Here is an 11,407-nt window from a genome sequence, read left to right as displayed (position 1 = left end):
AACCGTGCGGGCGTGCATTTCGGAAAGGCCGAAGCGCTGGCGCAGGCGATTGACGAGAACGGCAGGAATGCTATTTTCAGAAGTGCTTGCTGTCGGGCTAAGCGGACTTCCGAACCCCATGGACGCCCTGCCCGGCGCCGTGGGGTTCATGCTTTCAAGATGCATGGCGTCAAGCGGCCTCCTGCTTGGAGGGCTCGCGGACGGGGAAGGCACGAAGCCATTCCATCGCGTCATCATGCAGCACGAAAAGCTTGCCGGCCGATTTGCGGGCCTTCAGCTTGCCGGCGGCGATGTCTTCCTGAATCTTGAACCGGCTCCAGCCGGACGCCTTGATGAGCCCCTTGATGTCATAGGCGAGGGGCGGTGGATCGTAGAGATGGGCTGCCATACTGGCCTCCAAAACGCTCCTTGCCGGGAATGGCTAGGACAGCGTGGAAGTCATCGGGCAGGGGCGTTTTGGGCGGCGCAAAAAGCATTTTGGGCGCCCAAAAATATCGAGCTATTTCAGTAGCTTGAAGAAAGCCTCGTCGGTATGGCGCACTAGGGATTTGAAGTCGCCCGGTTCGGTAATCGGGGCGCCTTCTTTCCGCTTTCGGCGGGCGCTGAACCAGTCGGAAACTGCGTTCTCTCGCGGGGCGAGCTTGCGCCCCACTCCCCCTAAGCGGTCCTCAAAATGGCGAATTAAAATCTGAGCGCATAAATCGCGCGCTTCGCTCAATCGCTTCCCGTTCCGGGCGTCAGTAAAGCGGCGCGCTGCCTCCCTCGGTTCTGGCGGCGAATCGGTGGATAAGAATAGCTCGGCCTCGTGCAGCGAAAGCGCGCTGTGGGCGCTGGCGACGCTGTTGGGCGGCCTTTCGTCGGCACCTTCCATGCGCCAGTGGTCGATGACGGATTTCGCCTCGGCATATGGCGCCACCGTACCATCGGCTTTGTCTTCGACCTCTGGCCAAGCCTCAATGACGGGCAACGTTTCCGGTTCATCCTCTGCGGCTTCCGTCTCCTCCTCCGCAGGCCATAGCGTCATGACTGCTTCTGCCTCGGCGGTCGGCTCCCTCCAGCCCATGCCGTTGCGGTCGCGCAGTACGTCCACTCCATCGCGCTCGATGAAGTCGATATCCTGCCACTGAATTCGCGTCGGCGCCGTCCGCTCTCCATCACGCGGAGCGAGAGCAGTAATCTCCAGCTTGCCCTGACGGCAGGCGTTCAAGATGGTTTGCTCTGCGGCCTCTATCGAAACGCGGGGCGGCGCTCCGTTCCTAGCGTCGCGGTCGGCCTGCATCTTGAGGCGCCAAAGGGTCGGCATAGGTTGGTTGATAAGCGTCCAGCCGCCCGCTCGCTTGTCATAGATCCACTTGATCCTGCCTGCGCACCAGCCGGGCACATTCTCTTTTGTTATCCGGCCATAGGCGATCCATTCAACGACCATGGGCAGCGGCCAGAAAACAAGGTCGTCAGGGTTTGGTGCTGGCGGTTCAATGGAGAATGGTGGCCAGCCTTGCGAAGCGCAAAGCGCGTCAGCATCCTCCGGCTTGATGGTGTGCATCCGCACCATCGAATAGGCCGCGCGCCAGTCGTCGACTTCGGCGCCAACGCATTGCCGTAACTGCTTGAACGTCTCGTAATCCATCGCTGCATCGTGCGCGCATCATGAGAAAGGGCGGGGAAACCGGGTGATGCTCCCCGGCTTGTCGATTGGCCGATCTATCCCCGCCCAGCTTGGGCCTATCCGGCTTTCGCGCGGATCGGTGTCACGTTGTTCCCCTTTGCCTTCGGCGTCCCTACGAAGCGCGCCCAGGCGTCCATAAGCTTCCGGCGCTTCTCCAAGGCATCACCGCGGCGATAGGCTCGCTCCGTCTCGTCTCCGACGACGTGGGCAAGCGCGGCCTCCGCGACCTCGCGCGGGAATGCAGTGCTTTCGCCGGCCCAGTCGCGGAATGAGCTGCGGAAGCCGTGGACCGTCAGGCCCTCATGCTTCATCCGCTTCTTGAGGAGATTGGACATCGCCATATCGGAAAGCGGCTTCCCCTTGCCCGCGCCGGGGAACACATACTCGCTGACCTTCAGTTTTTCGGCAGCAGCGAGGACGGCAAGAGCGCGTTCCGTCAGCGGGACGCGATGCTCCAGCCCGGCTTTCATTCTCTTGCCTGGAATGGTCCAAACCTTCGCCTTGCGATCTATCTCATCCCATGTCGCGCTGATGACCTCGCCCGATCGGCTTGCGCAGAGAATGGTGAACTCAAGCGCAAGCCCGGCGGTCGCGTCCCGCTTCCGCAGCTGCGCCACGAAGTCGGGGACATCGGCATACGGCATTGCCGCATGGTGGCCGCGCTGGAGCTTCTGGCGCTTGGGCAAAAGATGATCGAGATGGCCGCGCCAGCGTGCCGGGTTTTCCCCTGATCGCAGCTCCTTTGCTTTCGCGGCGTCTAGGACGCGTTCGATCCTTCCGCGAAGACGCGATGCCGTCTCCTGCTTTGTCAGCCAGAGCGGCTTAATCACGTCCAGAACGTGTTCCGTTGTTACTGCATCGATCGGGAGAGGGCGCAGCGCAGCAGCATAGGTCTTAAGCGTGTGCGACCATTGCCAGCGATGCTTTTCATTGCGGAAGCCTGACTGAATGTCTTTCACCAGATCGTCAGCGAACTCCCCAAATGTCTTTCGGGCCTCCGCCGTCTCGGCTTGGCGCTTGGCCTCAATGGGGTTGATGCCGGCCTTAACTTTCTTGCGCGCCTCGGCCGCCTTGTCGCGGGCCTCAGCCAGGGAGACGAGCGACACGCCGCCCAAGCCCATTTCCTTGAGCTTGCCTTCCCATCGAAACATGAACAGCCAGCTTTTCGTGCCCCCACGGCTGATCGTGAGATAGAGCCCATCGCCATCATTGTGGCGACCGGGCTCAGAAAGGGTTGCGACAGACCGGGCAGAGAGACGCTTTAGAGGGCGGCGCATGGGCAAACCTGACCAACATTTTCCCCAACTTCTGACGCGCATCGTAACAGGCTGAGACAGGCTGTAACAGATGGGGCGCGGCCTAAGTCACTGGAAAATATGCGAGGCGCCTAGCTGGGAAAGGCTGGGAAATGCCCCGGTTTGGTGGACCTCAGCTCCACCAAGGCTTTTCGCTAAGTTTCTGATTTTGCGCCGCGCTCGACCATACTGCGGCGCAATGACCAGAGCAGCGACGTTCATTCCCGCGCTTCGTTTCTTCGTCCCCTATCTGAAGACGGTCGGGCTCGTTGCCGTTGCCACCGCGCTGGCGGGCATCGCGGCCTGGCTTGCACCGATCGACAGCGTCTCGGCGGTCTACATGCTGCCGGTGCTGGTCGCCGCGATCCGCTATGGCACTGGCTGCGCGGTACTTGCCGCCCTGCTTGGCGCCTTCATGACGTCGCTGTTCTCCCCGCCGCTGTTCAGCCCTCTCGTCTTCAAGCCGGCCCAGCTCATCGACCTCATGACGTCTCTTGCCGTGGCGCTGACCGTCGGTCCGCTGGCAGGGCGGCTGCGTGCCCAGATGCTGCGCGCGCAGCAGAACGAACGGGCGATCCGCCATGTCTACGAACTCGGCAGCGCTATCGCCGCAGCCAGCGACGTGGAGGCGGTTTATGGCATCGTCACCGACCATATGTCCGACGCGCTTGCCCGTCCGGTCGCGCTTTTCGCCCCGCTGGAACGAGGCCGCGGCCTGCGGCCGGCACGCTCAGCCTTTCCCGAGGACCTGACCGCCGAGCTCGAACAGGCGGCCCGTGCTTTCCTGGCGCGCCCGGACGGCAGCGTCACCGCCGCCATCGCCCTGTCGGGAAACCAGTGGCTGTTCTGCCGGCTCGCCAGCGGGCAGGCCGGCCCGGCGGCGTTGGCCGTGAAGCTCGGCGACGCGGATGCGGACCCTCGCGGTCCATCATGGCCATGTGCTGATGCATCGCCAGTTGATGCGCGAGCTCTGGCCGCAGGAACCTGTGGAGGATGTGCAGTACCTGCGTATCCTGATGAAGAAGCTGCGCAATCGGATCGAGCCCGATCCGACGCAGCCAATCTACATCATCACCGAGCTTGCCGTCGGGTACCGCCTGCGCACGCAGGAGCAGCTCGATGCCGTCGGTTATGCCGAGGCTATGCGATAGCCCCCTCTCCGCAATGGAACAGCTAAGCGTTTAGCTGGTAGCTGCGACTCCCAGGGGTTCGCGGACAACCGCAGGGCGGGGAGCGCATGTTCAAGCTTTGGTTGGCGCTGGCGACGGTCGGCTGCATGGCTGCGACCGTTGCGATCGCCTGGTTCTTCTGCCGCGAGCTGATGCCGCTGGCCCGTCATCCTGCTCCTGCCGGTCGGTTTCACCCTGATTCTGGCGCAGGGCCTCTCCGAGATGATCAAGCGTGCCGCGGCGCTGCGTGGCTTCCACCAGCACGAATACGCCTACGAGAAGCCGCTGCAATGATCGACGCGATCCGCTCCAATCTCGGCCCGATGATGTTCGGCGGGCTGATCCTCTTCCTGCTGATCGGCTATCCCGCCGCGTTCTCGCTCGCGGCGGTCGGGCTGTTCTTCAGCTTCATCGCCATCGAAATGGGGGTGATCACGCCCAACTACATGGGCAACCTGACCTTCCAGCTCTACGGGATCATCTCGAACGACCTGCTGCTGTCGATCCCGTTCTTCACCTTCATGGGCGCGATCCTGGAGCGCTGCGGGCTGGCGGAGGACCTGCTGGATTCGATCGGCCAGCTTTTCGGCAGCGTGCGCGGCGGCCTGTCCTATGCCGTGATCTTCGTCGGCGCGATCCTCGGCGCCATCACCGGCACGGTCGCGGCCTCGGTCATCGCCATGGGCGTGATCTCGCTGCCCGTGATGATGCGCTACGGCTACAACATGCGCCATGCCACCGGCGTCATCGCCGCGTCCGGCACGATCACGCAGCTGATCCCGCCGTCGCTGGTGCTGGTCGTGCTCGCCGACGTGATGGGCCGCTCGGTCGGCGACATGTATGCCGGCGCGATCGGCCCCAGCATCGTGCAGGTCGCGCTGTTCTGCATCTGGGTGATGATCCTCTCGATCATCAAGCCGGGGGACGTTCCGGCGCTGCCGCCCGAGGCGCGCGCCTTGAGGGGCTGGGCGCTGGTCAGGAAGTGCATTCGTGGCATCGTGCCGTCGGCCGCGCTGATCTTCCTCGTGCTCGGCACGATCTTCATGGGTCTCGCCACCCCGACGGAAGCCGGCGCCATGGGCGCGGTCGGCGCGATCGGGCTCGCCGCGATGTATCGCACGCTCAGCTGGAAGCTGACCTATCAGGCGATGTCCTCGACCATGCGCATCACCGCCATGGTGACGATGATCCTGATCGGTTCGCGCGTGTTCAGCCTGGTCTTCCAGGGCGTCGGCGGCGGCCTGTGGATCGAGCACATGCTGACCGGGCTGCCCGGCGGTCAGGTCGGCTTCCTGACCTTCACGATGATCTTCATCTTCTTCATCGCCTTCTTCCTCGACTTCTTCGAGATCGCCTTCATCATCATCCCGATGCTGGCGCCGGCGGCGGCCAAGCTGGACATCAACCTGATCTGGTTCGCGCTCCTGATCTGCGCCAATATCCAGACCTCGTTCATGCACCCGCCCTTCGGCTTCGCGCTGTTCTACCTGCGCGGCATCGCCCCGCCGACGGTGAAGAGCCGCGACATCTATCTCGGCTCGATCCCCTGGATCGTGCTGCAGCTCATCCTGGTCGCGCTGATGATCGCATTCCCCCAGATGGTGACGTACTGGCTGGAAAAGCCGGTGACGCTCGACCCGACCGCGCTGGAGAAGCAGCTCGGCACCATGCCGTCCTTCGGGACGATCGAGCTGCAAGGCCTGACGCCGCCTAAACCCTGAGCGAAGACGGAGCCTGACACGCGTGCTACCGACGCGGCTTCAGGCTCCCCTTCTGCAAAGCCCAGCGTTCACCAGGTTTCCTTGACCGTCTCCATGGCGACATTGGTCGAGGTGTTCGCGACGTGGGGCAGATTCGAGATCTTCTCGCCCAGCACCGCCCGGTAGCGCCGGATATCCGGCGTCCTGATCTTCAGGAGATAGTCGAAGCGGCCGGCGATCATGTGGCACTCCTCGACCTCCTTGATCTTCTTGACCTCCTCGTTGAATTTCGCCAGCGCCTTTTCCGTGGTGTCGGACAGCTTCACCTCGGCGAAGGCGATGTGATCGAGCTTGAGTTTTGCCGGATTCAGGGTGGCCCTAAAGCCTTCGATGTAGCCATCTTCCACCAGCCGGCGGAAGCGGATTTGGCACGGCGTCTTGGACAGGCCGATCCGCGCGCCGAGCTCGGCGATCGAAATCCGGCCGTCCTCCCTGAGGACGTCCAGGATCTTGCGGTCGAGTGCGTCCAGATCGCCTTCCAATGGCGTTTCCTTGGGCTTCTTCACTTGTGATCTCCGAATCTGAAGTCCGAATGGACTACAGGATAGCGAAAATTGGGCCGCTTGAGAATCGGGCTCGTGATAAGCTCCCGCGCAAGAACGGGAGAGGGGTGTCGCCCCCGGCCCGTCGCGTTCGAACCCGCCGGGAAAAGCCATGAGCCAAGCCACCGCTGCCGCCGTCGCCACCGCTACCAGCCCGACGCCCTTCACGGGCTTCGCCCCGCCGATCCGTGAGCAGTCGGCGCTGCGCCAGGCGATCACCGCCGCCTATCGCCGGCCCGAGACCGAATGCCTGCCGCCTTTGCTGGCAGCGGCGAAGCTGGCCCCTGCGAGCAAGCAGGAGATCGCGCGCACAGGGCGCAAGCTGATCGAGGCGCTGCGGGCCAAGCACAAGGGCACCGGCGTCGAGGGTCTCGTCCAGGAATATTCGCTCTCCAGCCAGGAGGGCGTCGCGCTGATGTGCCTCGCCGAGGCGCTGCTGCGCATTCCGGACACGGCGACGCGCGATGCGCTGATCCGCGACAAGATCGCCGATGGCGACTGGAAGTCCCATGTCGGCGGCGGCAAGTCGCTCTTCGTCAATGCCGCGACCTGGGGGCTCGTCGTCACCGGCAAGCTCACCTCCACCGTCAATGACCGCAGCCTCGCGGCTGCCCTGACGCGCCTCATCGCGCGAGCCGGCGAGCCGGTGATCCGCCGCGGCGTCGACATGGCGATGCGGATGATGGGCGAGCAGTTCGTCACCGGCGAGACGATCGACGAGGCGTTGAAGCGCGCCCGGCCGCTGGAGGCGCGCGGCTTCCGCTATTCCTACGACATGCTCGGCGAGGCCGCGACGACCGCCGCCGATGCCGCGCGCTACTATCGCGACTACGAGAACGCGATCCACGCCATCGGCCGGGCCGCGAACGGGCGCGGCGTCTATGAAGGCCCGGGCATCTCGATCAAGCTCTCGGCGCTGCATCCGCGCTATAACCGCGCGCAGGCCGGCCGCGTGATGTCAGAGTTACTGTTGCTCGTGCGCGAGCTCGCGCTGATCGCCAAGAGCTACGATATCGGCCTCAATATCGATGCCGAGGAAGCCGACCGGCTGGAGCTCTCGCTCGACCTGCTGGAGGCGCTGAGCTTCGACAATGCGCTGCAGGGCTGGAACGGGCTCGGCTTCGTGGTGCAGGCCTATGGCAAGCGCTGCCCCTTCGTGCTCGACTGGATCATCGATCTCGCCCGCCGCTCCGGCCGGCGCATGATGGTTCGCCTGGTCAAGGGCGCCTATTGGGATGCCGAGATCAAGCGCGCCCAGGTCGACGGGCTCGCCGATTTTCCGGTCTATACCCGCAAGGTCCATACCGACGTCGCCTATGTCGCCTGCGCCCGCAAGCTCTTGGGCGCGCCCGACGCGATCTTCCCGCAATTCGCGACGCATAACGCGCAGACGCTGGCGACGATCTATCATCTCGCCGGCAACGACTTCGCTGTTGGGAAGTACGAGTTCCAGTGCCTGCACGGCATGGGCGAGCCGCTCTATGACGAGGTCGTCGGCCAGGACAATCTCGACCGGCCCTGCCGCATCTATGCGCCGGTCGGCACGCATGAGACGCTGCTGGCCTATCTCGTGCGCCGCCTGCTCGAGAACGGTGCGAATTCCTCCTTCGTCAACCGCATCTCCGATCCGAAGGTGACGATCGATTCGCTCGTCGCCGACCCCGTCGATGTGGTCGAGGCGATGCCGGTCATCGGCATGCTGCACGACCAGATCGCGTTGCCGGGTGACCTCTACGGCGCCGACCGCGCCAATTCGAAGGGTATCGACCTCTCGAACGAGGCGGCGCTGGCCGAGCTCGCGGGCAATCTCGCGGCGACGGTCGGCCAGAGCTGGCATGCGGTGCCGCTGCTGGCGGATAGTTCGACCGCCGGTACGACGCGGCCGATCCTGAATCCGGCGGATCATTCCGATGTCGTCGGGCAGGTCACCGAGCTTGCGGTCGAGGACGCCGCCAAGATCGCGCGCCTCGCCGCCGAGGGCGGCAAGGCCTGGGCCGCCGTGTCGCCGACTGAGCGTGCTGCCTGCCTCGATCGCGCCGCCGACATCATGCAGGCGCGCATCGAGACGCTGATGGCCATCGCCATGCGTGAAGCCGGTAAATCCGCCGCCAACGCGATCAGCGAAGTGCGCGAGGCCATCGACTTCCTGCGCTACTATGCCGATCAGGCGCGCAAGACGTTGGGGCCGGCGCATGCGCCGCTCGGGCCGATCGTCTGCATCAGCCCGTGGAACTTCCCGCTGGCGATCTTCACCGGACAGGTCGCGGCGGCGCTCGTCGCCGGCAATGCGGTGATGGCGAAGCCCGCTGGCGTCACGCCGATCATCGCGCATGAGAGCGTCAGGATCCTGCACGAAGCCGGCGTCCCGCGCGGGGCTCTGCAGTTCACGCCCGGCAGCGGACGTTTCGGTGCGGCGATGATCGCGGCACCGGAGACGGCCGGCGTGATGTTCACCGGCTCGACCGAGGTCGCGCGCGGCATCCAGGCCCAGCTCGCCGAACGCCTTTCGGCCGAGGGCAAGCCGATCCCGCTGATCGCCGAGACCGGTGGCCAGAACGGCATGATCGTCGATTCCTCGGCGCTGGCCGAGCAGGTCGTCGCCGACGTCATCGCCTCGGCCTTCGACAGTGCCGGACAGCGCTGCTCGGCGCTCCGCGTGCTCTGCCTGCAGCAGGACATCGCCGATCGCACGCTGCACATGCTGCAGGGCGCGTTGAAGGAGCTCACGATCGGCCGAACCGACAAGCTCAGCGTCGATATCGGCCCGGTAATCAGCGAGGGTGCCCAGCGCGAGATCGACGAGCATGTCGCGCGCATGCGCGGCCTCGGCCGCAAGGTCGAGCAGCTCCCGCTGCCGGACGCCGCGGCCAAGGGCACCTTCGTGCCGCCGACCATCGTCGAACTGAAGAGCCTCTCCGACCTGAAGCGCGAGGTCTTCGGCCCCGTGCTCCACGTCATCCGCTATCAGCGCGACGATCTCGACAAGCTGATCGACGAGGTCAACGGCTCCGGCTACGGCCTGACCTTCGGTCTGCATACGCGGCTCGACGAAACGATCGCCCATGTCACCAGCCGCATCAAGGCGGGCAATCTCTATGTGAACCGCAACATCATCGGCGCGGTGGTCGGGGTGCAGCCCTTCGGCGGGCGCGGGTTGTCGGGCACCGGGCCGAAGGCCGGCGGGCCGCTCTATATCGGCCGGCTCGTGCGCAAGGCGCCGATCCCGCCGCAGCACAGCTCGATCCATACCGATCCGGCGCTGCTCGAATATGCCGCCTGGCTCTCGGGCAAGGGGCTGAACACTGAGGCGAATACCGCCCGCGAGATCGGCGGCCATTCGGCGCTCGGCCTCCATGTCGAGCTGGCCGGGCCGGTCGGCGAGCGCAATCTCTACGCGCTGCATCCGCGCGGCCGCATCTTGCTCGTGCCGCAGACGGAGGCCGGCCTCTACCAGCAGGTCGCGGCGGCGCTGGCGACGGGCAACCAGCTCGTCATCGACGCGGCCTCCGGCCTGAAGGGCGCCCTGTCGGGCCTGCCGGCTGCGGTCGAAGCCCGCGTCAGCTGGACCTCGGATTGGGAGGCCGACGGCCCGTTCTCGGGCGCGCTGGTCGAGGGCGACACCACGCGGATCGGCGAGGTGAACCGCCGCATCGCCCGGCTCTCCGGCCCGCTCGTTCTCGTGCAGGCGGCGAGCACGGAGGAGCTGAAGCGCGATCCCGACGCCTATTGCCTGAACTGGCTGCTGGAGGAGGTCTCGACCTCGATCAACACCACGGCGGCCGGCGGCAATGCCAGCCTGATGACCATCGGCTGAGACGAAGAACACAGGTTCAGGCGCCTCCCTTGCGGACGGCGCCTGAACCTGCTCAAGGCTGTGCCGAAACACAGCATCAGGGGGAACGATGCAGGCTGATCGCGTCATCCAGACCGTCGAGGCTCATACCGGCGGCGAGCCTTTCCGGATCGTGACGAGCGGCTTGCCGCGCCTGCCGGGCAAGACCATCGTGCAGCGGCGCGACTGGGTGAAGAACAATATCGACGAAATCCGGCAGGCGCTGATCTTCGAGCCGCGCGGCCATGCCGACATGTATGCGGGCTACCTGACCGAGCCGGTCTCAGCCCAAGCCGATTTCGGCGTGATCTTCGTGCATAACGAGGGCTATAGCGACCATTGCGGCCATGGCGTCATCGCGCTCGCAACGGCTGCCGTCGAGCTCGGCTGGGTCCAGCGCACGGAGCCTGAGACGCGTGTCGGCATCGATGCGCCCTGCGGTTTCATCGAGGCCTTCGTCACCTGGGACGGGAAGCGCGCCGCCAGCGTGCGCTTCGTCAACGTGCCCTCCTATCTCGTGCATCGCGACGTCAGCGTGGAGACGCCGAGCTTCGGCAAGGTCACCGGCGACATCGCGTTTGGCGGCGCCTTCTATTTCTATACCGATGGCCGTCCGTTCGACCTCGCCATCCGGCGGGAGAATGCCGAGGCGCTGATCCGCTTCGGCGCCGAGGTTAAGATCGCCGCCAACAAGGCTTTCCCGGTCGTGCATCCGGAAATCCCCGAGCTGAACCATATCTACGGCACGATCATCGATGGCGATCCGCTCGACCCCAAGGCGACGCAGGCCAATTGCTGCATCTTCGCCGACCGGCAGCTCGACCGCTCGCCGACCGGCTCCGGCACGGCCGGGCGTACGGCGCTGCTCCATGCCAAGGGGCTGCTGAAGCCCGGTGAGCTCCTGGTCAACGAATCCATCGTCGGCTCGGTCATGACGGGGCGGGTTCTGCAGGAGACCAGGCTCGGGGCGATCGACGCGATCATCCCGGAAGTCTCGGGCAGCGCGCATCTCTGCGGCCAGGCGACCTGGTTTATCGACCGCGACGACCCGCTGCGGCACGGCTTCCTGCTGCGCTAGCGCCCCCCAAGGCTCCGGCTTCTCCGGTTTTGAATTCTCCACTCCGGCCGAAGGGCATGCCCTGC

The 11,407-nt window shown here is 65.1% G+C and carries 8 protein-coding genes; 4 read left to right on the top strand and 4 right to left on the bottom strand.

Annotation, left to right across the window (positions count from 1 at the left end; translation table 11 throughout):
* Nucleotides 1-169: 169 nt before the first annotated feature.
* From AC3WMA_RS13385 to AC3WMA_RS13375, 3 genes are all read right to left on the bottom strand, one after another.
* Nucleotides 170-388, bottom strand: coding sequence for a hypothetical protein (locus AC3WMA_RS13385; protein WP_492285841.1), 219 nt, complete (start codon nucleotides 386-388; stop codon nucleotides 170-172).
* A gap of 111 nt (nucleotides 389-499) precedes the next feature.
* Nucleotides 500-1,627 carry a hypothetical protein gene (locus tag AC3WMA_RS13380; protein WP_492285840.1) on the bottom strand — a complete coding sequence of 376 codons (1,128 nt, stop codon included), beginning with the start codon at nucleotides 1,625-1,627 and terminating at the stop codon, nucleotides 500-502.
* A 95-nt stretch (nucleotides 1,628-1,722) separates the two neighbouring features.
* Nucleotides 1,723-2,943: a tyrosine-type recombinase/integrase gene (locus AC3WMA_RS13375; RefSeq protein WP_492285839.1), complete on the bottom strand. Its 1,221-nt coding sequence runs from the start codon at nucleotides 2,941-2,943 to the stop codon at nucleotides 1,723-1,725.
* Between the two features lie 217 nt (nucleotides 2,944-3,160).
* Between AC3WMA_RS13375 and AC3WMA_RS13370 the strand changes: the two genes are divergently transcribed.
* Nucleotides 3,161-4,138 carry a DUF4118 domain-containing protein gene (locus tag AC3WMA_RS13370; RefSeq protein WP_492285838.1) on the top strand — a complete coding sequence of 326 codons (978 nt, stop codon included), beginning with the start codon at nucleotides 3,161-3,163 and terminating at the stop codon, nucleotides 4,136-4,138.
* A gap of 282 nt (nucleotides 4,139-4,420) precedes the next feature.
* Entirely contained in the window at nucleotides 4,421-5,851 is a 1,431-nt protein-coding gene (locus AC3WMA_RS13365) for a TRAP transporter large permease (RefSeq protein ID WP_492285837.1), read from the top strand.
* A 68-nt stretch (nucleotides 5,852-5,919) separates the two neighbouring features.
* Here the strand turns inward: AC3WMA_RS13365 and AC3WMA_RS13360 are convergent, their stop codons facing one another.
* Nucleotides 5,920-6,372 (bottom strand): Lrp/AsnC family transcriptional regulator, encoded by a 453-nt coding sequence (locus tag AC3WMA_RS13360; RefSeq protein WP_492286104.1) that lies wholly within the window; start codon nucleotides 6,370-6,372, stop codon nucleotides 5,920-5,922.
* A 172-nt stretch (nucleotides 6,373-6,544) separates the two neighbouring features.
* Between AC3WMA_RS13360 and putA the strand changes: the two genes are divergently transcribed.
* Both putA and lhpH read left to right on the top strand, forming a co-directional pair.
* Complete coding sequence (gene putA / locus AC3WMA_RS13355) at nucleotides 6,545-10,246, top strand: trifunctional transcriptional regulator/proline dehydrogenase/L-glutamate gamma-semialdehyde dehydrogenase (RefSeq protein WP_492285836.1); 3,702 nt, start codon at nucleotides 6,545-6,547, stop codon at nucleotides 10,244-10,246.
* An 88-nt stretch (nucleotides 10,247-10,334) separates the two neighbouring features.
* Nucleotides 10,335-11,342: a trans-3-hydroxy-L-proline dehydratase gene (gene lhpH / locus AC3WMA_RS13350; RefSeq protein WP_492285835.1), complete on the top strand. Its 1,008-nt coding sequence runs from the start codon at nucleotides 10,335-10,337 to the stop codon at nucleotides 11,340-11,342.
* Nucleotides 11,343-11,407: the final 65 nt, after the last annotated feature.

It is taken from the genome of Allobosea sp. FW305-C-101, assembly GCF_058783685.1.
The sequence above is the reverse complement of the archived record's forward strand: the minus strand, read 5'-3'. Positions and strand labels throughout refer to the sequence as shown.

Excerpts from the sequence above, each read along its gene's own strand:
- lhpH (WP_492285835.1), top strand. The coding sequence starts at position 10,335 with ATGCAGGCTGATCGCGTCATCCAGACCGTCGAGGCTCATACCGGCGGC.
- AC3WMA_RS13385 (WP_492285841.1), bottom strand. The coding sequence starts at position 388 with ATGGCAGCCCATCTCTACGATCCACCGCCCCTCGCCTATGACATCAAG.
- AC3WMA_RS13375 (WP_492285839.1), bottom strand. The coding sequence starts at position 2,943 with ATGCGCCGCCCTCTAAAGCGTCTCTCTGCCCGGTCTGTCGCAACCCTT.
- AC3WMA_RS13370 (WP_492285838.1), top strand. The coding sequence starts at position 3,161 with ATGACCAGAGCAGCGACGTTCATTCCCGCGCTTCGTTTCTTCGTCCCC.
- AC3WMA_RS13365 (WP_492285837.1), top strand. The coding sequence starts at position 4,421 with ATGATCGACGCGATCCGCTCCAATCTCGGCCCGATGATGTTCGGCGGG.
- AC3WMA_RS13380 (WP_492285840.1), bottom strand. The coding sequence starts at position 1,627 with ATGGATTACGAGACGTTCAAGCAGTTACGGCAATGCGTTGGCGCCGAA.
- putA (WP_492285836.1), top strand. The coding sequence starts at position 6,545 with ATGAGCCAAGCCACCGCTGCCGCCGTCGCCACCGCTACCAGCCCGACG.